Below are 22,296 nucleotides of genomic sequence, written 5' to 3' on the forward strand. Positions count from 1 at the left end.
CGGTGGCGGCGGCAGCGACAGCAGAGATGGGGAAGAAGGCGGCGACCCGCGGGTGACAAGAATCTCTTCGGCGGGTCCGCGGACCGGCCGAGGGGATCCGCGGAACGGCTGCCCTCAGCAGCACCGGCCGCCCGGGGGCCGTGCGGCGCAAGGCACCGGGGCCCCAGGGGAGCTGATCGTTCCGCCGACGAATCGACGGCGGAACCACAGTCCCCCTTCAGTGACACCGTGATGCCCTTCCCAGTTCACCTTTCGTTCACCTGGGTTACCTACGTTCGACCAGCCAACGACCTCGAACGATTGCCTGGGTAAATGGAAGGCATCTCGCTGATCCTCGCGATTGTGGTGATAACCGCTCTCGCGTTCGATTTCACGAACGGTTTCCACGACACCGCCAACGCGATGGCCACCACCATCTCGACCGGTGCGCTCAAGCCGAAGATCGCGGTGGCCATGTCCGCCGTCCTCAACCTCGTCGGCGCCTTCCTCTCGGTGGAAGTCGCCAACACCATCTCCAAGGGCCTGGTCGACGAGAGCGGCATTCGTCCCGAGGTCATCTTCGCGGCACTGGTCGGCGCCATCCTGTGGAACCTGCTGACCTGGCTGGTGGGACTCCCGTCCTCCTCCTCGCACGCCCTGATGGGCGGCCTCATCGGCGCCACCGTCGCCTCGGCGGGCTTCGGCGCCGTCCACGGCGACGTCCTCGTCACCAAGGTGCTCATCCCCGCGATCGCCGCCCCGCTGGTGGCCGGCATCGCCGCGATGATCGCGACGCGGCTGACCTACACCCTCGGCAAGAAGGCCGACGGCCAGGCCTCCGCCAAGGGCTACCGGGCCGGGCAGATCGCCTCCGCGGGCCTGGTCTCCCTCGCCCACGGCACCAACGACGCCCAGAAGACCATGGGCATCATCACCCTCGCCCTGGTCGCCGGCGGCACCCTCGCCCCCGACTCCGACCCGCCCATGTGGGTCATCCTCTCCGCGGGCATCGCCATCGCCCTCGGCACCTACCTCGGCGGCTGGCGCATCATCCGCACCATGGGCAAGGGCCTCACCGACCTCCAGCCGCAGCAGGGCTTCGCCGCGCAGACCAGCGCCGCGACGGTCATCCTGGCCTCCTCCCACCTCGGCTTCTCCCTCTCCACCACGCACTCGGTCTCCGGTGCGGTGATGGGCGCCGGTCTCGGCCGCAAGGGCGGTGTGGTCCGCTGGTCCACCGCGACCCGCATGTTCGTCGCCTGGGGTCTGACCCTGCCGGCCGCCGCGCTGGTCGGCGCGCTCGCCGAGTGGGTGACGAACTTCGGTGACTGGGGCACCGCGCTCGTCGCCGTCTTCCTGGTGACCTCCAGCTTCGCCATCTGGAAGATCTCCCGGCGCGAGATCGTCGACCACACCAACGTCAACGACGTGGACGACACCGACGACGCGGAGTCGCCCGGCGTGGTCACCACCGCCATGGCCGCCGTGACCCCGCCGCCCACCGCGGCCGTGGCCGAGGAGCTGGCCGCCACCATCCCGGCCCCCGCCGGGGCCACCGACCCGGACCCGAAGCCCACCCAGGCCGCGGTCTGAGCCCCGCGCACCCAGGTACGTAAGGAATCAGCAGCATGAAGATCGACTGGGCGGCCCTCGGTTCCGTCTTCGGCGTGAGCCTCGTGGTCACCGTGGCCCTCGTGGCCCTCTTCACCCTCGGCATCACCGGCCTCTCCCGCCGCGAGCGGGCGGCGGAGCGGGGCGGCACGGCGGTCCTCGCGGTCACCGGCGCGTACGCGTGCTTCGCGGCGTGCGCGGCGGCGGTGGCGTACGGGATCTACCTGATCGTGGCCTGAGCCGCCGCGCTCCGGCACACGGCGACACGTACGGCAGCACCACACACGGCACGGCGACGGGCGGTGCGGGGGCGAGGTTCCCCGCACCGCCCGTCGCCGTTTCCGGCCCGGTCAAGGGCAGGGTGAGTCGGTGACCGCTCCCGCGTCGCGGAGGATGCGCAGTTCCTCCGGGGTGTACGCGGTCCAGCGGCGGCACAGGGTGTCGTGCCAGGTGCCGGGGTCCAGGGGGATGGCCAGCCGGGAGTCGGCCTGGTGGACGGTGAGGCGGTCGGCCCTGAGCCGGAGGTCCTCCGGTTCGGCGGTGAGGGGGAGCGTGAGGTAGGGCTCCTTCGTGTCCTCGGACCGCCACAGGGTGAGTCCGTTGTCGCCCAGGGCCCTGGTCAGCAGGGTTCCGTCGTCCGCCAGCGTCACCAGCCACACGGGTCCGGCCGGCTCGACGGCCGGTGCCAGGCGCTCGCCGGTGTCCACATCCCAGCGCTTGCAGCCGGGCCCGATCCGGTGTCCGGTGCCGTCGGTCTTCATGGAGATCCAGCCGTGGCCGACCTCCCCGGGCAGCCGTCCGCCGATCCAGGCGCCGTGCTCGGCGGCGGCGGGGAAGCCGAGCAGGCGGAAGCGGTGGTGCCAGACGTCGGCGGCGCCCGCGAGGGGAACCGCGCCGCCGGGCGCGCCCTCCGGCAGCCGCAGCAGGGCGATGTCCCCGCCGCCGTCCGGCCCGACCGGCCGCCACGCCGTCACCGACGCCTCGTACGTCAGTGCGCCGGGCAGCAGCGGGAACTCGACCGTCACGGGGGACGCGGGCGGTGTCGGCGAGTCCGCGTCGGTGCACAGCGCGTCCGCGACGGCATGGGCGCAGGTGGCCACCGTGCCGGGCGCCAGGAGGAAGCCGGTGCCCACGCGGCGCCCGTCACCGGCGCACACCCGGTCCACCGCCGCGCCGAGCCCTTCCGGGGACCGCGTGGACGCCCCCGGTACGCCCGTTTCGTCAATGCTCATACTTTTTCGCCGAGTTCCCCATGTCCGGTCCGTCTCGTGCCACTTCGCACGTCGTATGGGAGACAGCCCCCGCCTCCCCCGCAACCGGCTTCACGGAAGGCCACCCGCACGGGGAGGAGCGGGGCGGGGACCGGCCATGTGGGGTTCTGCACACTCCCCCCTCGCAGGTCAACGGCAAGTTGACGGCTGTTCCGGCCCCGTGGTGGACTGCCGGAGCCATGTACGGCGGCAGGAGAGGAAGCCCGGTGTGAATCCGGCGCGGTCCCGCCACTGTGACCGGGGAGGAACGGCCCCGGGAGCCAGGAACTCTCACCGCCGGTCTCGTCGAACCAGGGCGTGGACACCCTGAGTGAGGACATAACGCGATGCTCGGCTGCCGATCGAGGAACTCCAGAAGGCTCCTGCCCGTCCCCGCGGCCGGCTGAGTCCCATGCGTGCCGACCGCGTCCACGCGTACGGCGCCGCCGCCGGTCTTCTCGGTGATCTGCTCCTCGGCGATCCGCGCCGCGGGCATCCGGTCGCCGCGTTCGGGCGGGCCGCGGCCGCCGTCGAGCGTGTCCTGTACCGGGACGACCGGGGCCGGGGCGCCCTGCACACCGTGGTGTGCGCCGGTGGCGCCCTCGCCGTCGGGGCTCTGGCCGCCCGTGCCGTACGGTCCTCCCCCGCCGCTTCCGTCGCGCTGACCTCCGTCGCCACCTGGGCCGTCGTCGGCGGGACGTCGCTCGCGCGCGAGGCCACCGCGATCGGGCGGGCGCTGGAGGCGGGCGATGTCGAGGCCGCCCGGGCCCGGCTGCCGCATCTGTGCGGGCGCGATCCGCAGGCGCTGGACGCCGACGGGATCGCCCGCGCGGTCGTCGAGTCGGTCGCCGAGAACACCTCCGACGCCGTCGTGGGCGCCCTGGTGTGGGGTGCCGTCGCGGGGGTGCCCGGGCTGCTCGGGTTCCGGGCCGTCAACACCCTGGACGCCATGGTGGGCCACAAGTCGCCCCGCTACCGCCGCTACGGCTGGGCCTCCGCCCGCCTCGACGATGTCGCCGGGTGGCCGGGCGCGCGGCTGACCGCCGTGCTCGCCGCGCTGTCGGGTGACGACCCGCGCGGTGCCGTGCGCGCGTGGCGGGCCGACGCCCACCGGCATCCGAGCCCCAACGCCGGTCCCGTGGAGGCCTCGTTCGCGGGGGCGCTCGGGGTGCGGCTGGGCGGCACGTTGTCGTACGGGGGGCGCGTGGAGCACCGGCCGGTGCTGAACGGGCAGGGGCGCGCCGTCCAGGTCACCGACATCCGGCGGGCCGTACGGCTCTCCCGGCGCGTGAGCTGGCTGGCGCTCGGCGTGTGCGCGGGCGCACGCCTCATCGGCAAGGGACGTGAGCCACGTCCCGTCGGGAAGGGACGTGGCTCACGTCCCGTCGGAAAGGGGCGCAAGCGATGAACGGCGGTCTCCTCGTCGCCGGTACCACCTCCGACGCCGGCAAGAGCGTCGTCACGGCCGGGATCTGCCGGTGGCTGGTGCGGCAGGGGGTCAAGGTCGCGCCGTTCAAGGCGCAGAACATGTCCCTCAACTCCTTCGTCACGCGCGAGGGTGCCGAGATCGGCCGGGCTCAGGCCATGCAGGCGCAGGCCTGTCGGGTCGAGCCGACCGCGCTGATGAACCCCGTGCTGCTCAAGCCCGGTGGCGAGCAGAGCAGTCAGGTGGTGCTGCTGGGCAAGCCGGTGGGCGAGCTGAGCGCGCGCGGGTATCACGGCGGGCGGCAGCAGAAGCTGCTCGGCACGGTGCTGGACTGTCTCGCCGAACTGCGGGGCACGTATGACGCGGTGATCTGTGAGGGGGCCGGTTCGCCCGCCGAGATCAATCTGCGGCGGACCGACATCGTGAACATGGGCATCGCGCGGGGTGCCGGGCTGCCCGTGCTCGTCGTCGGCGACATCGACCGGGGCGGTGTGTTCGCCTCCTTCTTCGGGACCGTCGCCCTGCTGTCGCGGGAGGACCAGGAGCTGGTCGCCGGGTTCCTCGTCAACAAGTTCCGCGGGGACGTCTCCCTGCTGGAGCCCGGCCTGGACATGCTCCACGGCCTGACCGGGCGGCCCACGTACGGCGTGCTGCCGTTCCGGCACGGCCTCGGCATCGACGAGGAGGACGGGATGGGGGTGCCCCCGCGCGAGCGAAGCCGAGCGTGGGGGAGGGTCTCGCTGCGCGGGACGGTCCGCGAGTCGAACACCGCGCCGCCGGTCGGCGAGGACGTGCTGCGGGTCGCCGTGTGCGCGATCCCGCTCATGTCCAACTTCACCGACGTGGACGCGCTCGCCGCCGAACCCGGCGTCGTGGTGCGGTTCGTGGACCGGCCCGAGGAACTGGCGGACGCGGACCTGGTGGTCGTGCCGGGCACGCGCGGCACCGTGCGCGCCCTGGAGTGGCTGCGCGAGCGCGGGCTGGCGGACGCGCTGCTGCGCAGAGCGGCCGAGCACCGGCCCGTCCTCGGCATCTGCGGCGGCTTCCAGCTGCTCGGCGAGCACATCGAGGACGACGTCGAGAGCCGCCGTGGCCATGTCGACGGGCTCGGGATCCTGCCCGTGCGGGTGCGGTTCGCCCGCGAGAAGACCCTCACCCGGCCCGAGGGGGAAGCCCTCGGCGAGCGGGTGGCGGGCTACGAGATCCACCACGGCGTCGCCGAAATCCTCGGCGGGGAGCCCTTCCTGGACGGCTGCCGGGTCGGCCAGACCTGGGGCACCCACTGGCACGGCTCCCTGGAGTCGGACGGCTTCCGCCGCGCCTTCCTGCGCGAGGTGGCCGCCGCCGCGGGCCGCCGCTTCGTGCCGGCCCCCGACACCTCCTTCGCCGCGCTGCGCGAGGAACAGCTCGACCGGCTCGGCGACCTGATCGAACAGCACGCGGACACGGACGCGCTGTGGCGGCTCATCGAGTCCGGTGCGCCGCAAGGACTGCCCTTCATTCCCCCGGGAGCGCCCGCATGACCACTGGCACTGGCACTGTGTTGTTGTTGTCGACCGCCGATACCGATCTGCTGGCGGCCCGTGCCTCCGGCGCGCCCTACCGGATCGGCAACCCGACGCGCGTCGACGTCGCCGAGGACCTTCCGGCGCTGCTCGACGGCTCCGACATCGCCGTCGTACGGCTGCTCGGCGGCAAGCGCGCCTGGGAGGACGGGCTCGCCGCGCTGAAGGCGTCCGGCATCCCGACCGTGCTGCTGGGCGGCGAGGCGGTGCCGGACGCCGAGCTGATGGCCGAGTCGTCGGTGCCCGCCGGTGTGGTGGCCGAGGCGCTGAAGTACCTGGTCGAGGGCGGGCCCGCCAACCTCACCGAACTCGCCCGGTTCCTGTCCGACACGGTGCTGCTGACCGGCGAGGGCTTCGCGCCGCCGCAGCGGATGCCGGAGTACGGCGTGCGCGGCGAGCGTCCCCTGGCCGAGGGCCGCCCGACCGTCGGCGTGCTCTTCTACCGGGCCCACGAACTGAGCGGCAACACCGCGTTCGTCGACACCCTCTGCGACGCGATCGAGGCGCAGGGGGCGAACGCCCTGCCCGTGTACTGCGGTTCGCTGCGCGGTGCGGACCCCGGGCTGTACGAGATCCTGGGGCGGGCCGACGCCCTGGTCGCGACCGTCCTCGCCGCGGGCGGCACCCACGCCTCGCAGGCCTCGGCGGGCGGTGACGAGGAGTCCTGGGACGTGGGCGCGCTCGCCGAGCTGAACATCCCCGTGCTGCAGGGCCTCTGCCTCACCTCCTCGCGGGCCGCGTGGGAGGAGTCCGACGCGGCGCTCTCCCCGATGGACGCGGCGATGCAGGTCGCGATCCCCGAGTTCGACGGCCGGCTGATCACCGTGCCGTTCTCGTTCAAGGAGCAGGGCGCGGACGACGTGCCCGTGTACGTCGCCGACCCGGAGCGGGCCGCGCGGGTGGCCGGGATCGCCGTACGCCACGCCCGGCTGCGGCACAAGCCGAACGCGGACAAGCGGATCGCGCTGGTCTTCACCGCGTACCCGACCAAGCACTCGCGGGTCGGCAACGCGGTCGGCCTCGACACGCCGGCGTCGGCGGTCCGGGTCCTGGACGCGCTGCGGGACGCCGGTTACGTGGTCGAGGGGTACCCCGACAACGGCGACGAGCTGATCCACCGGCTGATCGAGGCCGGCGGCCACGACGTGGAGTGGCTGACCGAGGAGCAACTGGCCGCGGCGCCCGCGCGGGTGCCGCTCGCCGACTACCGGGCGTGGTTCGAGAAGCTGGACCCGGAGTTGCGCGAGGCCATGCGGGAGGCGTGGGGCGAGCCGCCGGGCTCCCTCTACGTCGACGGCGACGACATCGTGCTGGCGTCGCTGCGGTTCGGGAACGTCATCGTCATGATCCAGCCGCCGCGCGGCTTCGGCGAGAACCCGATCGCGATCTACCACGACCCGGACATGCCGCCGTCGCACCACTACATGGCGGCCTACCGCTGGCTGGAGAACAGCTTCGGCGCGGACGCGATCGTGCACATGGGCAAGCACGGCACGATGGAGTGGCTGCCGGGCAAGGGCCTCGGCCTCAGCGGCGGCTGCGCGCCGGACGCCGTCCTCGGCGACCTGCCGCTGGTCTACCCCTTCATCGTCAACGACCCCGGCGAGGGCACCCAGGCCAAGCGGCGCGGCCACGCCACGGTGGTCGACCACCTGGTGCCGCCGATGGCCCGCGCCGACACCTACGGCGACCTGGCGAAGCTGGAGCAGCTGCTCGACGAGTACGCGCTGGTCTCCGACCTGGACCCGGCGAAGGCCCCGGCGGTCCGCGCGCAGATCTGGACCCTCGTCAAGGCCGCCGAACTGCACCACGACCTGCACGTGGACGAGCAGCCGGACGACGACGAGTTCGACGAGTTCGTCATGCACATCGACGGCTATCTGTGCGAGATCAAGGACGTGCAGATCCGCGACGGCCTGCACATCCTCGGCGGCGGCCCGGTCGGCGAGCCGCGCGTGAACCTGGTGCTCGCCGTGCTGCGCGCCTCGCAGGTGTGGGGCGGGCAGGCGAACGCGCTGCCGGGCCTGCGGGCCGCGCTCGCGGCGCACTTCGGGCTGGACGAGAAGGAGCTGCTGGCCGAGCCGGGCGCGCCGGTGAAGGTGCCGGTGGAGCTGACGGACCTGGTGGACGGTCCGGCGCGGACGGCCTCGGACGCGATCGACCTGCTGGAGCAGTTGTGCCGGCGGATCGCGGAGGGCATGGAGGAGCGCGGCTGGGACGTCTCCGAGAGCACCGCTCTCGTCCGGGACGTGCTCGGCACCGCACTGCCCGATGCCGTCGCCGTGCTGGAGTTCGCCTGCACGGAGGTCGTGCCGCGCCTCGCCCGCACGACGGACGAGATCGGCCACATCCTCCGGGCGCTGGACGGCGGTTACGTCCCCGCGGGCCCCTCCGGCTCCCCCACCCGCGGCCTGGTCAACGTCCTCCCCACCGGCCGGAACTTCTACTCCGTCGACCCGAAGGCGATCCCGTCCCGGCTGAGCTGGGAGGTCGGGCAGTCGCTGGCGGACTCGCTCGTGCAGCGCTACCTCGCGGACAACGGGGAGTACCCGAAGTCCGTGGGCCTCACGGTGTGGGGCACCTCGGCCATGCGCACCCAGGGCGACGACATCGCCGAGATCCTGGCGCTGCTGGGCTGCCGCCCGGTGTGGGACGAGGCGTCCCGGCGCGTGACCGGCTTCGAGGTCATCCCCCTGGCCGAGCTGGGCCGGCCGCGCATCGACGTCACGGTGCGCATCTCCGGCTTCTTCCGGGACGCGTTCCCGCACGTGGTCGGGCTGATCGACGACGCGGTGCGGGCGGTGGCCGAGCTGGACGAGCCCGCCGAGTCCAACTACGTGCGCGCGCACGTGGACGAGGACACCGCCGGACACGGCGACCGGCGGCGCGCCACGGCCCGTATCTTCGGCTCGAAGCCGGGGGCTTACGGCGCCGGTCTGCTGCCGCTGATCGACGCGCGGAACTGGCGCAGCGACGCGGACCTCGCCGAGGTGTACGCCGTCTGGGGCGGCTACGCCTACGGGCGCGGGCTCGACGGGCGGGCGGCGCGCGGGGACATGGAGACCGCGTTCCGGCGGATCGCCGTCGCCGCGAAGAACGTGGACACCCGCGAGCACGACCTGGTCGACGCGGACGACTACTTCCAGTACCACGGCGGCATGGTCGCCATGGTCCGCCATCTGACCGGCGCCAACCCCGAGGCGTACGTGGGCGATTCGGCGACCCCGGACCAGGTGAAGACCCGCACCCTGGGCGAGGAGACCCACCGGGTCTTCCGCGCCCGCGTGGTCAACCCGCGCTGGATGGCGGCCATGCGGCGCCACGGTTACAAGGGCGCCTTCGAGATGGCGGCGACCGTGGACTACCTGTTCGGCTACGACGCCACGGCCGGGGTCGTGGACGACTGGATGTACGAGAAGCTGAGCGCGGAGTACGTCTTCGACCCGGAGAACCGGGACTTCATGAAGAAGTCCAACCCGTGGGCGCTGCGCGGCATCACCGAGCGGCTGCTGGAGGCGGCGGACCGGGGGCTGTGGGCGGAGCCGGACGCGGACACGCTGGAGCGGCTGCGCGCCACCTATCTGGAGCTCGAAGGCGACTTGGAGGGCGACCGGTGACCACCCCCTTTCCTTTCACGGCCGTGGTCGGCCAGGACGATCTGCGGCTCGCGCTGCTGCTGAACGCCGTCTCCCCGGCGGTCGGCGGAGTGCTCGTGCGCGGCGAGAAGGGCACCGCGAAGAGCACGGCCGTGCGGGCCCTGTCCGCGCTGCTGCCCGAGGTCGCCGTCGTGCCCGGGTGCCGGTTCTCCTGTGACCCGGCCGCCCCGGACCCCGGCTGCCCGGACGGGCCGCACGAGGCGGGCGCCGGGACGACGCGTCCCGCGCGCATGGTCGAACTCCCCGTCGGCGCCTCCGAGGACCGGCTCGTCGGCGCCCTCGACATCGAGCGGGCGCTCGCGGAGGGCGTGAAGGCGTTCGAGCCCGGTCTGCTCGCCGACGCGCACCGCGGGATCCTCTACGTCGACGAGGTCAACCTGCTCCACGACCACCTGGTCGACCTGCTGCTGGACGCGGCGGCGATGGGCGCGTCGTACGTGGAGCGCGAGGGCGTGTCCGTGCGGCACGCGGCGCGGTTCCTGCTCGTCGGCACGATGAACCCGGAGGAGGGCGAGCTGCGTCCGCAGCTGCTCGACCGGTTCGGGCTGACCGTGGAGGTCGCCGCCTCGCGGGAGCCGGAGCAGCGGGTGGAGGTCGTCCGCCGGCGGCTCGCCTACGAGGACGACCCGGCCGCCTTCGCCGCGCGCTGGGCCGACGAGGAGGCCGCCGTACGGGAACGGATCGTCGCCGCGCGGCGGTTGCTGCCGCAGGTGCGGCTCGGCGACGGGGCGCTGCGGCAGATCGCGGCGACCTGCGCGGCGTTCGAGGTGGACGGGATGCGCGCCGACATCGTGATGGCGCGCACGGCGACGGCGCTGGCCGCGTGGGCGGGCCGCACGGACGTGCTCGCCGAGGACGTGCGGCAGGCGGCGCTGCTGGCGCTGCCGCACCGGCGCCGGCGCAATCCCTTCGACGCGCCGGGGCTCGACGAGGACAAGCTGGACCAGACCCTGGAGGAGTTCTCCGGGGAGGACGACCCGGATCCGGACCAGGACCCGGACGGGCCCGGCGGGGGTGGCGGTCAGCCGGCCCCCGACGACGCCGGCCCGCAGGGCGGTGACACCGCCGCGCGCCCCGAGGCCGGGGAGGGCGGCGAGCCACAGCCGTCGGGGGCGGGTGAGCAGTCCCCCGCGCGGGCGGCCGAGCCGTTCCGGACGCGCGTGCTGAGCGTGCCCGGCATCGGCGAGGGCGCCGCCGGGCGGCGCTCGCGGGCACGGACCGAGCACGGGCGCACGACCGGCGCGCGGCGCCCCCGGGGTGCGCTGACCAAGCTGCACCTGGCGGCGACCGTGCAGGCGGCGGCCCCGCATCAGCGGGCGCGCGGGCGGTCCGGGCCGGGGCTGGTGGTCCGCCGGGACGATCTGCGGCAGGCGACCCGTGAGGGGCGTGAGGGCAACCTCGTGCTGTTCGTGGTCGACGCCTCCGGTTCCATGGCCGCGCGGCAGCGGATGAGCGCCGTGAAGGGTGCCGTGCTGTCGCTGCTGCTGGACGCCTACCAGCGGCGGGACAAGGTGGGGCTGGTGACGTTCCGCGGCACGTCCGCGGAGGTCGCGCTGCCGCCGACGTCATCCGTGGACGCCGCCGCGGCGCGGCTGGAGTCGCTGCCGACGGGCGGCCGTACGCCGCTGGCGGCGGGGCTGCTGAAGGCGCACGACGTGCTGCGGGTGGAGCGGCTGCGGGACGCCGCGCGCCGGCCGCTGGTCGTGGTGGTGACGGACGGGCGGGCGACGGGCGGACCGGAGCCGGTGGCGCTGGCCGGGCGGGCCGCGCGGCTGTTCGCGGCCGAGGGCGTGGCGTCGGTGGTCGTGGACTGCGAGTCGGGGCCGGTGCGGCTGGGGCTCGCGGGGCAGCTCGCCGCCGAGCTGGGCGGTACGGCGGTGACGCTGGACGAGCTGCGCGCGGACAGCATCGCCGGGCTGGTGAAGGACGTGACGAGGAGGGCCGCGTAATGCCGCAGGGACAGCCGAGTGTCATTCCCGACGATGGTCTGACGACCCGTCAGCGGCGCAACCGGCCGCTGGTGGTCGTGCACACCGGGGTCGGCAAGGGCAAGTCGACGGCCGCCTTCGGGCTGGCGCTGCGCGCCTGGAACCAGGGGTGGCCGATCGGGGTGTTCCAGTTCGTCAAGTCGGCGAAGTGGAAGGTCGGCGAGGAGCGGGCGCTGCGCGTGCTCGGCGACTCCGGCGAGGGCGGGACCGTCGCCTGGCACAAGATGGGCGAGGGCTGGTCCTGGGTGCAGCGCGACGCGCAGATGGACAACGAGGAGAAGGCCCGCGAGGGCTGGGAGCAGGTCAAGCGGGACCTGGCGAACGAGACGTACAAGCTGTACGTGCTCGACGAGTTCGCGTACCCCATGCACTGGGGCTGGGTCGACACGGACGAGGTCGTGCAGGTGCTGCGGGACCGCCCCGGCACCCAGCACGTCGTCATCACCGGGCGGAACGCGCCGGAGAAGCTGGTCGACTTCGCCGATCTCGTGACCGACATGTCCAAGGTGAAGCACCCCATGGACGTCGGGCAGAAGGGGCAGAGGGGCATCGAGTGGTGAACCCCTCCTCGTCCGTCCCCCGGCTGGTGGTCGCCGCGCCCTCGTCGGGGAGCGGCAAGACCACCGTCGCCACGGGGCTGATGGCCGCGTTCGCCGCGCGGGGGCTCGCCGTGTCCCCGCACAAGGTCGGGCCGGACTACATCGACCCCGGCTACCACGCGCTCGCGACCGGGCGGGTGGGGCGCAACCTCGACGCGTACCTGTGCGGTCCGGAGCTGATCGGGCCGCTGTTCGCGCACGGCGCGCGCGGCTGCGACCTCGCGGTCGTCGAGGGCGTGATGGGGCTGTACGACGGGGCGGCCGGGGAGGGCGAGCTGGCGTCCACCGCGCAGGTGGCGAAGCTGCTGCGGGCGCCGGTGGTGCTGGTGGTGGACGCCTCGTCGCAGTCGCGGTCGGTGGCCGCGCTGGTGCACGGCTTCGCGTCCTGGGATCCCGAGGTGCGGATCGGTGGCGTGATCCTCAACAAGGTCGGCTCCGACCGGCACGAGGCGCTGCTGCGGGAGGCGCTGGACGCGTCCGGGGTGCCGGTGCTGGGGGTGCTGCGGCGGGCGCCGCAGGTGGACACGCCGTCGCGGCACCTGGGTCTCGTGCCGGTCGCCGAGCGGCGTACGGCCGCGGTGGAGGCCGTGGCGGCGATGGCCGCGCAGGTCGAGGCGGGGTGCGATCTTCAGGCGCTGGCGGGGCTGGCGCGCAGTGCGGGCCCGCTGTCGTGCGAGGAGTGGGAACCGCCGGTGATCCCCGGCCGGACCCGCCCCGTGGTCGCGGTCGCCGGCGGTGCGGCGTTCACGTTCTCGTACGCCGAGCACGCCGAGCTGCTGAGCGCCGCCGGGGCCGAGGTGGTGCCGTTCGACCCGCTGCGGGACGAGGCGCTGCCGGAGGGCACGGCGGGGCTGGTGATCGGCGGCGGGTTCCCCGAGGTGTACGCCGGTGAGCTGGCCGCCAACGAGCCGCTGCGCGAGGCGGTCGGCGAGCTGGCGCGCTCGGGTGCGCCCGTGGCCGCCGAGTGCGCGGGGCTGCTGTATCTGTGCCGGGAGCTGGACGGGCAGCCGATGTGCGGGGTGCTGGACGCCTCCGCGCGGATGAGCGAGCGGCTGACGCTGGGCTACCGGGACGCGGTGGCCGTCGGCGACAGTGTGCTGGCGGCGGCCGGGACCCGGATGCGGGGGCACGAGTTCCACCGCACGGTCGTCGAGCCCGGCGCGGGAGCCGCCCCGGCGTGGGGGGTGCGGGCGCCCGAGCGGCGCGTCGAAGGTTTCGTACAGCGCGGTGTGCACGCGAGTTATCTGCACACGCACTGGGCGTCCGAGCCCGGTGTCGCCCGTCGGTTCGTGGAGAGGTGCCGGACGTCATGAGCAGCAGGCTGATCGGGGTCGGGGTCGGTCCGGGCGACCCGGAGCTGGTGACCGTGAAGGGCGTGAACGCGCTGCGGGCCGCCGAGGTCGTCGTCGTGCCCGTGATGGACACCGGCGAGCGCGGGCGCGCGGAGGCGACCGTGCTGCACTACGTGCCCGAGGACAAGGTCGTCCGGGTGGTGTTCGCGCTGAACGAGCGGACGGACCGGGGGCGGCGGGAGGCCGCCTGGGACGCGGCCGGCGAGCGGGTCGCGGAACTGCTGCGGGCGCGGGGCTCGGTGGCGTTCGCGACCATCGGGGACCCGAACGTGTACTCGACGTTCACGTATCTCGCGCAGACCGTGGCCGCGCTGGTGCCGGGCACGGTGGTCGAGACGGTGCCGGGGATCACCGCCATGCAGGACCTGGCGGCGCGCTCGGGTGCCGTGCTGACGGAGGGCACCGAGCCGCTGACGCTGGTGCCGGTGACGGCGGGGGCGGCCGTGCTGAAGGACGCGCTGAACGGGCCGGGGACGGTCGTGGCGTACAAGTTCGGGCGGCAGGCCGCCGAGGTCGCCGAGGCGCTGCGCGAGAGCGGGCGGCTCGGGGGCGCCGTGTGGGGGTCGGCGCTGGGGCTGCCGGAGGAGTCGATCCGGCCGGCCGCCGAGCTGGACGGGGCGCCGCTGCCGTATCTGTCGACGCTGATCGCGCCCGCGCCGCGGGACGGCGGACGGGGCGGGAAACTGTGAGCCGCCGGCCGGGCGGGCCGTCACTCGGCGATGCCGACCACCAGCCAGATGAACGCGGCGCCCGCGACCGTGCACAGCAGGGTCGGGCGGGCCGGGTGCTCGTGGTGGGCCTCGGGCAGGATCTCGGCCGCCGCGAGATACAGCAGCGCGCCGCCGAAGAACCCGAGATAGCCGCCGAGCAGCGGCTCGGGCAGGGTGAACAGCAGCGTGGAGGCGGCGCCGGCGACGGGGGCGACGGCGTCCGCGACCAGCATCGCGACGGCGCGGCGGCGGGCATTGCCGTAGACGGTCGCGAGCGTGAAGGTGTTGAAGCCGTCCGCGAAGTCGTGGGCGATGACGGCGAGCGCGACGGCGACGCCCATGCCGTGGCCGACCTGGAAGGCGGCGCCGATGGCGACGCCGTCCATCGCGCTGTGGCCGACCATCGCGGCGGCGGCGGTGAGACCGACCTCGGGGGTCCGCCCGTCGTGTTCCTCCGCGCCGTGCGCCGCCTGCCGGGCGGCCAGCAGACGTTCCACCAGATGGGCTACGAGGAAACCGGTCACGAAGAGCAGCAGGGCCGCCGGGACGCCGTGCACCTCGGTGCCCGCCGCGGCCAGCGCCTCCGGCAGCAGGTCGAGGCCGACGACGCCCAGCATCAGGCCGCCGGCCAGGCCCAGCACCAGGTGGCGGCGGTCGGTCACGCGCTGCGCCGTCCAGCCGCCGGCCAGCGTCATCAGGAACGCGCCGAGCGCGACGAGCACCGCCATGTGCCCTTGCTACCGGATCGGCGGCGGGTCGCGCACGTACGACCCGGCCCGCGGTGACCCCGCGTCGCCCGCACCCGTTCGACACGTCCTGCGACACCCCTGCGACACCTTGCGCGACAGCTCCCGCGACAACTGCCACGACAACTCCTGTACGAGAGGAACCGACCCCATGGCCGACACCCCCGCCGGCAAGGTGACCTTCGTCGGTGCCGGCCCCGGCGCCGCCGATCTGCTGACGTTCCGTGCCGCGCGCGCGATCGCCGAGGCCGACATCGTGATCTGGGCGGCGAGCCTGGTCCAGGCGGAGGTGCTGGAGCACGCCCGGAAGGACGCGGAGGTCCTGGACTCGGCGACGATGTCGCTGGAGGACGTGGTCGCCGTCTACCGGCGGGCGCACGCCGAGGGGCTGAGGGTGGCCCGCATCCACTCCGGCGACCCCGCCCTGTGGGGCGGCACCCAGGAGCAGCTGGACCGCTGCCAGGAGATCGGCATCGCCACGGAGATCGTGCCGGGTGTGTCGTCGTTCTCCGCGGTGGCCGCGCTGGCGCAGCGGGAGCTGACGATCCCGGAGGTCGCGCAGTCGGTGGTGCTGACCCGGCTGGGCGGCGGCAAGACGCCGATGCCGCCCGGCGAGGAGGTCCGCGAGTTCGCCAGGCACGGCACCACCATGGCCATCTTCCTGTCGGCGGCGCGCAGCGGGCAGCTGGTGCGGGAGCTGCTGGAGGGCGGCTATCCGACGACGACGCCGGTGGTCGTGGCGTACCAGGCGACCTGGCCCGAGGAGCTGGTCGTGAAGTGCACGATCGGCACGCTGGAGGAGACGGTCAAGGAGCACAAGCTGTGGAAGCACACGCTGTTCCTGGTCGGCCCGGCCCTCGACGCGCACGGCACCCGCTCGCACCTGTACCACCCGGGTCACTTCCACGGGTACCGCAAGGCCGACCCGGAGGCCCGCAAGGCGCTGCGCGCGCGGGGTGCCCAGCAGTGATCACCGTCGTCGGCACGGGGACCGGGGCGCCCGTGCCGCGGGAGGCGGTGGCCGGGGCGGAGCTGGTCGTCGGCGGGCGGCGCCATCTGGACGCCGTACGGCTGCCGGAGGGCGCCGAGCGGATCGTGCTCGGGCCGCTGGCGCCCGCGCTGGACGCCATGGAGCCGTACGTCGAGAAGGGCCGGCCCGTGGTGGTGCTGGCCTCCGGCGACCCCGGCTTCTTCGGGATCGTGCGGGCACTGGCCGAACGGTTCGGGCCCGAGCGGCTGGACGTGCGGGCCGGGGTGTCCTCGGTGGCCGCCGCGTTCGCGCGGGTCGGACTGCCCTGGGAGGACGCGGTGGTGGTCAGCGCGCACGGGCGGGAGCCGCGCACGGCGGTGAACGTGTGCCGGGCGCACCCGAAGGTGGCGGTGCTGACCGGGCCGGGCGCCGGGCCCGCCGAGCTGGGCGCGGCGCTGCGGGACACCGGGCGGGTCCTGGTCGTCGCGTCCGCGCTGGGCGATCCGGAGCGGGAGCGGGTGGAGCGGGTGACGCCCGCCGAGGCGGCGGCCCGGGACTGGGGCACGGCGGTCAGCGTCGTGCTGTCCCTCGATCCCGGGCGGGCGCTGGGCGCGGTGCGCACGGTGGCCGGTCCGGCCGTACGGCCCGCCGGATGGGCGCTTCACGAGGGCGACTTCGCGCACCGCGACTCGATGATCACCAAGTTCGAGGTGCGGGCGCTGGCCCTGGCCCGGCTCGGACCCCGGCTCGGCGACCTGGTGTGGGACGTCGGCGCGGGCTCCGGCTCGGTGGCCGTGGAGTGCGCGCGGCTCGGCGCGGCAGCGGTCGCCGTGGAGAAGGCGGCGGACGGGGTGGAGCGGATCCGCGCCAACGCCGCCGCGCACGGTGTGGACGTGCGGGTGGTGCACGGGGCGGCGCCGGACGCGCTGGCCGGTCTCGACGACGACCCGGACGCGGTGTTCGTCGGCGGCGGGGGGCGCGAACTGCCCGCCGTCGTCACCGCGTGCGCGCGGCGCGCGCGGCGCACAGTGGTCGTCGCCATGGCCGCGCTGGACCGGGTGCCGGCCGCGCGTGAGGCCCTGACGAGCGCCGGGTTCTCCTGTGACGGGGTGCTGTTGCAGTCGTCCCGGCTCGCGCCGCTGCCCGGGGACGTGACCCGGCTCGCGGCGACCAATCCGGTTTTTCTGCTGTGGGGTGTCAGAAGCCCCGTGATCGAAGAGGGAGTTGCCCAGTGATCGGCCTCATTTCCGCCACCGCGGCGGGAGCGGCGGCGCGGGACCGGCTGGCCGCGGCGTGGCCGGACCGTACGCGCGTGTACGACGGACCCGTCAAGGACGCCGTGCGGCGGGCGTTCGCCGAGTGCGAGCAGCTGGTGTGCTTCCTGGCCACGGGCGCGGTCGTCCGGCTGCTCGCGCCGCTGCTGGACGACAAGGCGTCCGACCCGGGTGTGGTCTGCGTCGACGAGGGCGGGCGGTACGCCGTGTCGCTGGTCGGCGGGCACGGCGGCGGCGCCAACGAGCTGGCCCGCGCGGTGGGTGCGGTGCTGGGCGCGGAGCCGGTGGTGACGACGGCGACCGACGCCGTCGGCATCGCGGGCCTCGACACGCTCGGGCTGCCCGTGGAGGGCGAGGTCGCGGCGGTGTCGCGGGCGCTGCTCGACGGGGAGCCGGTGGCGCTGCGCGCGGAGGTGGCGTGGCCGCTGCCGCCGCTGCCGGTCGCCGAGGACGGGCCGTACACGGTCCGGGTGACGGACCGGCTGGTCGAGCCCGCCGCGCGGGAGGCGGTGCTGCGTCCGCCGACCCTCGTCGTCGGGGTGGGCGCCTCGAAGGGCGCGCCCGTCGAGGAGGTGCTGGGGCTGGTCGAGGAGGCGCTGCGGGACGCGGGGCTGTCCGCGCGCAGTGTCGCCGAGCTGGCCACCGTGGACGCCAAGGCGGAGGAGCCCGGCATCGTCGGGGCCGCCGCCCGGCTGGGCGTGCCGCTGGTGACGTACCCCGCCGAGGAGCTGGCCGCCGTCGAGGTCCCCAACCCGTCCGACGCGCCGCTGGCCGCCGTGGGCACGCCGTCGGTGGCGGAGGCGGCGGCGCTGGTGCGCGGCGGTGAACTCCTCGTACCGAAGCGGAAGTCGGCGGCCAGCCCGGCGATGGCGACCTGCGCGGTCGTACGGCGGCCCGGGCGCGGGCGGCTCGCGGTGGTCGGGCTCGGGCCGGGCGCCCGCGACCTGCTCACGCCCCGCGCGAAGGCCGAGCTGGAGCGGGCGTCGGTGCTGGTCGGACTGGACCAGTACGTCGACCAGATCCGCGACCTGCTGCGGCCCGGCACCCGGATCCTGGAGTCCGGGCTGGGCGCGGAGGAGGAGCGGGCGCGCACGGCGGTCGCCGAGGCCCGCAAGGGGCAGGCGGTCGCGCTGATCGGCAGCGGGGACGCGGGCGTGTACGCCATGGCCTCCCCCGCACTCGCCGAGGCGTCCGACGACATCGACGTGGTCGGGGTGCCGGGCGTGACCGCGGCGCTCGCGGCGGCGGCGATCCTGGGCGCGCCGCTCGGCCACGACCACGTCTCGATCAGCCTGTCCGACCTGCACACGCCGTGGGAGGTCATCGAGCGGCGGGTGCGGGCGGCGGCCGCGGCGGACATCGTCGTGACCTTCTACAACCCTCGGTCGCGCGGCCGTGACTGGCAGCTGCCGAAGGCGCTCGCGATCCTCGCCGAGCACCGGGACCCGGCCACGCCGGTCGGTGTCGTGCGCAACGCGTCGCGGGCCGACGAGTCCAGCCGGCTCACCACGCTGGCGGAGCTGGACCCCGCGACGGTCGACATGATGACGGTCGTGACGGTGGGCAACACCGCGACCCGCGCGATCGCGGGCCGCATGGTCACGCCGCGCGGCTACCGCTGGCAGGCATCGCAGGAGGACCCGAAGTGAACCGCGTCGTCCACCCCATCGAGCAGGAGTCCTTCCGGCGGCTGCGCGCCCGCCTGGACACCTCGCACTTCCCGCCGCTGACCCGGGCGGTGGTGGAGCGGGTCATCCACTCCGCCGCCGACCTCGACTACGCCGACGACCTCGTCATGGACGAGGCCGCGCTGGAGAAGGCGTACGCCGCGCTGCACGCCGGGGCGCCCGTCGTCGTGGACGTGGAGATGGTCGCCGCCGGGATCACCCGGCGGGAGACCGTCTGCCGGCTGAAGGACGCGAAGGCCGGTCCGGGCCTCACCCGTTCCGCGCACGCCGTGCGGCTGGCCTACGAGCAGGTCGGGCCGGGCGCGCTGTGGGTGATCGGCTGCGCGCCGACCGCCCTGGAGGAACTGCTCACGCTGGACGCCGATCCGGCGCTCGTCATCGGTCTGCCGGTCGGTTTCGTCGGCGCGGCCGAGTCCAAGGCCGCGTTGCGCGAGAGCGGGCTGCCCGCCGTGAGCAACGTGTCCGAGAAGGGCGGGTCGGCGGTCGCCGCCGCCGCGCTCAACGCCCTGCTGTACCACCCCACCGCGTACTCCGAGGAGACATCGTGACCACCCCGCCGCCCGCCCTGCTCATCGCCGGCCACGGCACCCGGGACGACGCCGGAGCCGAGGCGTTCCGCGACTTCGTCCGGGAGCTGGGGCGCCGCAACCCGGACCTGCCCGTCGCGGGCGGCTTCATCGAGCTGTCCCCGCCGCCGCTCGGCGAGGCCGTGACCGAGCTGGTGGAGCGGGGCGTGCGCCGGTTCGCGGCGGTGCCGCTGATGCTGGTGTCCGCCGGGCACGCCAAGGGCGACATCCCGGCCGCGCTGGCCCGCGAGAAGGAGCGCCACCCCGGCATCTCGTACACCTACGGCCGTCCGCTCGGCCCGCACCCGGCGCTGCTGTCCGTGCTGGAGCGGCGGCTGGACGAGGCGCTGGGCGGCACGGCCCGCACTCCCGAGGACCGCGCGGACGTCACCGTGCTGCTGGTCGGGCGCGGTTCGACGGACCCCGACGCCAACGCCGAGGTGCACAAGGCGGCGCGGCTGCTGTGGGAGGGCCGCGGCTACGCCGGGGTGGAGACGGCGTTCGTGTCGCTGGCCGCGCCGGACGTGCCGAGCGGGCTGGACCGGTGCGCGAAGCTGGGCGCGAAGCGGATCGTCGTGCTGCCGTACTTCCTGTTCACCGGCATCCTGCCGGACCGGGTGCGGCAGCAGACCGAGGGCTGGGCGGCGGCGCACCCGGAGATCGAGGTGCGCTCGGCGGACGTCATCGGGCCGGAGCCGGAGCTGCTGGACCTGGTGATGGAGCGGTACGAGGAGGCCCTGAAGGGCGACCTGCGGATGAACTGCGACTCGTGCGTGTACCGCATCGCGCTGCCCGGCTTCGAGGACAAGGTGGGCATGCCGCAGCAGCCGCACTACCACCCCGACGACGACGGCCACCACCACGGGCACGGCCACGGGCATCACCATCACGGGGGGCACGCACACACCCATGCGCACTGAGGACGGGCACGATCTGCGGCATCACGGTGACGCGGAGGTCCGCGACGACGGCTCCGCCCTCACCGACCTGGCGGTGAACGTACGGTCCGGCACTCCCCCGGTGTGGCTGCGGGAGGTGATCGCCGGCTCGCTCGACGGGCTCGCCGCCTACCCCGACGGGCGGGCCGCGCGGGCGGCCGTCGCCGCGCGGCACGGGCTGCCGGTGGAGCGGGTGCTGCTGACGGCGGGTGCGGCGGAGGCGTTCGTGCTGCTGGCGCGCGCGCTGAAGGTGCGCCGGCCGGTGGTCGTGCACCCGCAGTTCACCGAGCCGGAGGCGGCGCTGCGAGACGCGGGCCACACGGTGGACCGGGTGCTGCTGCGCGAGGAGGACGGGTTCCGGCTGGATCCGGGGCTCGTCCCGGAGGACGCCGACCTCGTGGTGATCGGCAACCCGACCAACCCGACGTCGGTGCTGCACCCGGCCGCCGCGATCGCCGCGCTGGCCCGGCCCGGGCGGACACTCGTCGTGGACGAGGCGTTCATGGACGCGGTGCCCGGTGAGCGGGAGGCGCTGGCCGGGCGGACGGACGTGCCCGGCCTGGTGGTCCTGCGCAGCCTGACGAAGACGTGGGGGCTGGCGGGGCTGCGGATCGGGTACGTGCTCGCCGCGCCGGAGACCGTCGCCGAGCTGGAGCGGGCGCAGCCGTTGTGGCCGGTGTCCACGCCCGCGCTGGCGGCGGCCGAGGCGTGTGTGGCGCCGCGGGCGCTGGCGGAGGCGGCGCACGCGGCGCACCGGATCGCGGCGGACCGGGCGTATCTGGTGGCCGGGCTCGGCTCGTTCGAGGAGGCCGGGCTGCGGGTGGTGTCCCCCGCGGAGGGGCCCTTCGTGCTGGTCCGCCTGCCCGGGGCCGCGGCCGTACGGCACCGGCTGCGGGAGCTGGGCTTCGCGCTGCGGCGCGGGGACACGTTCCCGGGGCTGGGTGAGGAGTGGCTGCGGGTCGCGGTGCGGGACCGGGGGACGGTGGACCGGTTGCTGGGGGCGTTGCGGGTGGCGCTGGGCGGGGGCTGAACCGGGGGCCGGGCGGGGGTTTTCGCCCCCGCCGTGTCAGGCGCCGTGTCAGACAGCGTGTCAGGCGCCGCGTCAGGCGCCGTGTCAAAGGGACACCCACGCTGTTCTGCCGGCGGCAGAACACCGGCCCGACCGGGCTCGACGATCACTACAGTCCGGTCTCATGACGGCGATGACGACGCGTACGGTCGAGTACCCGGCCGACGGTCTGACGATGATCGGGCACCTCGCGCTCCCGGCCGGTGCCGGCCGCCGGCCCGCGGTGCTGCTCGGACCGGAAGGCATGGGGCTCAGCGACGTCGAGCGTCGCCGCGCCGATGCGCTCGCCGAGCTGGGATACGTGGCGCTGGCCTTCGACCTCCACGGCGGGCGCTACTTGAGCGACCCCGAGGAGATGCTGGCCCGTTGCCTGCCACTGCTCGCCGATCCCGACCGGATGCGGCACATCGGCCAGGCGGCACTCGACGTGGTGCGCGCCGAGCCCCGGACCGACCCCGGCCGGATCGCCGCCATCGGCTACGGCACCGGGGGCGCCATCGCACTGGAACTCGGGCGAGCCGGCGTCGACCTGCGCGCGATCGGGACCGTCAACGCCACCACCACGGGCCGGCCGGGCGAGGCGGCGCGCATCCGCTGCCCGGTGTGGGCCGGGGTCGGATCGGAGGACCCGATCATGCCGCCCGCGCAACGCGAGGCGTTCGCCGCCGAGATGCAGGCCGCGGGCGTCGACTGGCGCCTCGCGGTCTATGGCGGCGCCCTGCACGGCTTCCACCACCCGACGGTCGACCACCCCGTGGTCCCCGGTGTCGGCTACCACCCACAGCACGCGCGGCGCGCCTGGCGCGATGTCGTCGCCCTGCTCGCCGAGTGCCTGCCCGTGACGGAGGACCCGGGGGCCTGACCCGGCCAGGCGGGGCTCCCTTCCCCGCACCCCTGTCGGCCCGAACG

General features: G+C 74.7%; 18 protein-coding genes and 1 riboswitch. Of the genes, 16 read left to right on the forward strand and 2 right to left on the reverse strand.

Going from position 1 to position 22,296, the window contains the following annotated elements; genetic code table 11:
* Window positions 1–312: 312 nt before the first annotated feature.
* A complete protein-coding gene (locus AB0K92_RS15435; protein WP_365922999.1) occupies window positions 313–1,572 on the forward strand; it encodes an inorganic phosphate transporter in 1,260 nt (419 codons plus the stop codon).
* 35 nt (window positions 1,573–1,607) lie between these two features.
* Window positions 1,608–1,829 (forward strand): hypothetical protein, encoded by a 222-nt coding sequence (locus AB0K92_RS15440; protein WP_365923001.1) that lies wholly within the window; start codon window positions 1,608–1,610, stop codon window positions 1,827–1,829.
* Between the two features lie 111 nt (window positions 1,830–1,940).
* Here AB0K92_RS15440 and AB0K92_RS15445 read toward each other — a convergent pair whose 3' ends face one another.
* Complete coding sequence (locus AB0K92_RS15445) at window positions 1,941–2,822, reverse strand: serine protease (protein WP_365923003.1); 882 nt, start codon at window positions 2,820–2,822, stop codon at window positions 1,941–1,943.
* A gap of 233 nt (window positions 2,823–3,055) precedes the next feature.
* Window positions 3,056–3,131: riboswitch (cobalamin riboswitch) on the forward strand.
* A 121-nt stretch (window positions 3,132–3,252) separates the two neighbouring features.
* Between AB0K92_RS15445 and AB0K92_RS15450 the strand changes: the two genes are divergently transcribed.
* From AB0K92_RS15450 to cobI, 7 genes are read left to right on the forward strand one after another with little or no spacing between them, the layout of a single operon-like run.
* On the forward strand, window positions 3,253–4,248 hold the full coding sequence (locus AB0K92_RS15450) for a cobalamin biosynthesis protein (protein WP_365923005.1): 996 nt from the start codon (window positions 3,253–3,255) through the stop codon (window positions 4,246–4,248).
* The gene (locus AB0K92_RS15455; protein WP_365923007.1) at window positions 4,245–5,789 is read left to right on the forward strand and encodes a cobyric acid synthase; all 1,545 of its coding nucleotides are present in this window, start codon (window positions 4,245–4,247) and stop codon (window positions 5,787–5,789) included. Before AB0K92_RS15450 ends, AB0K92_RS15455 begins: the two co-directional genes overlap by 4 nt.
* Window positions 5,786–9,448, forward strand: a complete 3,663-nt coding sequence (gene cobN, locus AB0K92_RS15460; protein WP_365923009.1) for a cobaltochelatase subunit CobN — start codon at window positions 5,786–5,788, stop codon at window positions 9,446–9,448. The genes AB0K92_RS15455 and cobN overlap by 4 nt, the downstream gene beginning before the upstream one ends.
* Window positions 9,445–11,436 carry a putative cobaltochelatase gene (locus AB0K92_RS15465; protein ID WP_365923011.1) on the forward strand — a complete coding sequence of 664 codons (1,992 nt, stop codon included), beginning with the start codon at window positions 9,445–9,447 and terminating at the stop codon, window positions 11,434–11,436. Before cobN ends, AB0K92_RS15465 begins: the two co-directional genes overlap by 4 nt.
* Window positions 11,436–12,035, forward strand: coding sequence for a cob(I)yrinic acid a,c-diamide adenosyltransferase (gene cobO, locus AB0K92_RS15470; protein ID WP_365760607.1), 600 nt, complete (start codon window positions 11,436–11,438; stop codon window positions 12,033–12,035). Before AB0K92_RS15465 ends, cobO begins: the two co-directional genes overlap by 1 nt.
* Window positions 12,032–13,387, forward strand: coding sequence for a cobyrinate a,c-diamide synthase (locus tag AB0K92_RS15475; RefSeq protein WP_365923113.1), 1,356 nt, complete (start codon window positions 12,032–12,034; stop codon window positions 13,385–13,387). The genes cobO and AB0K92_RS15475 overlap by 4 nt, the downstream gene beginning before the upstream one ends.
* Entirely contained in the window at window positions 13,384–14,115 is a 732-nt protein-coding gene (gene cobI / locus AB0K92_RS15480) for a precorrin-2 C(20)-methyltransferase (RefSeq protein WP_365923013.1), read from the forward strand. Before AB0K92_RS15475 ends, cobI begins: the two co-directional genes overlap by 4 nt.
* 20 nt (window positions 14,116–14,135) lie before the next feature.
* Here cobI and AB0K92_RS15485 read toward each other — a convergent pair whose 3' ends face one another.
* Window positions 14,136–14,864 carry a ZIP family metal transporter gene (locus tag AB0K92_RS15485; RefSeq protein ID WP_365923015.1) on the reverse strand — a complete coding sequence of 243 codons (729 nt, stop codon included), beginning with the start codon at window positions 14,862–14,864 and terminating at the stop codon, window positions 14,136–14,138.
* Window positions 14,865–15,033: 169 nt separating this feature from the next.
* On the opposite strand from AB0K92_RS15485, the gene cobM reads away from it, so the two are divergent.
* The 7 genes from cobM to AB0K92_RS15520 all read left to right on the forward strand — a co-directional run bounded on the left by cobM (window position 15,034) and on the right by AB0K92_RS15520 (window position 22,249).
* On the forward strand, window positions 15,034–15,852 hold the full coding sequence (cobM, locus tag AB0K92_RS15490; protein ID WP_365923017.1) for a precorrin-4 C(11)-methyltransferase: 819 nt from the start codon (window positions 15,034–15,036) through the stop codon (window positions 15,850–15,852).
* Window positions 15,849–17,087 (forward strand): precorrin-6y C5,15-methyltransferase (decarboxylating) subunit CbiE, encoded by a 1,239-nt coding sequence (gene cbiE, locus AB0K92_RS15495; RefSeq protein WP_365923019.1) that lies wholly within the window; start codon window positions 15,849–15,851, stop codon window positions 17,085–17,087. The genes cobM and cbiE overlap by 4 nt, the downstream gene beginning before the upstream one ends.
* A complete protein-coding gene (cobJ, locus tag AB0K92_RS15500) occupies window positions 17,084–18,775 on the forward strand; it encodes a precorrin-3B C(17)-methyltransferase (RefSeq protein WP_365923021.1) in 1,692 nt (563 codons plus the stop codon). The genes cbiE and cobJ overlap by 4 nt, the downstream gene beginning before the upstream one ends.
* Window positions 18,772–19,362, forward strand: coding sequence for a precorrin-8X methylmutase (locus AB0K92_RS15505; protein WP_365923023.1), 591 nt, complete (start codon window positions 18,772–18,774; stop codon window positions 19,360–19,362). The genes cobJ and AB0K92_RS15505 overlap by 4 nt, the downstream gene beginning before the upstream one ends.
* Entirely contained in the window at window positions 19,359–20,300 is a 942-nt protein-coding gene (locus AB0K92_RS15510; protein WP_365923025.1) for a sirohydrochlorin chelatase, read from the forward strand. The genes AB0K92_RS15505 and AB0K92_RS15510 overlap by 4 nt, the downstream gene beginning before the upstream one ends.
* Window positions 20,290–21,348, forward strand: coding sequence for an Rv2231c family pyridoxal phosphate-dependent protein CobC (gene cobC / locus AB0K92_RS15515; RefSeq protein ID WP_365923027.1), 1,059 nt, complete (start codon window positions 20,290–20,292; stop codon window positions 21,346–21,348). The genes AB0K92_RS15510 and cobC overlap by 11 nt, the downstream gene beginning before the upstream one ends.
* Window positions 21,349–21,511: 163 nt before the next feature.
* Window positions 21,512–22,249 (forward strand): dienelactone hydrolase family protein, encoded by a 738-nt coding sequence (locus AB0K92_RS15520; RefSeq protein WP_365923029.1) that lies wholly within the window; start codon window positions 21,512–21,514, stop codon window positions 22,247–22,249.
* Window positions 22,250–22,296 lie beyond the last annotated feature (47 nt).

It is taken from the genome of Streptomyces sp. NPDC052687 (assembly GCF_040678395.1).
Taxonomy (GTDB): domain Bacteria; phylum Actinomycetota; class Actinomycetes; order Streptomycetales; family Streptomycetaceae; genus Streptomyces.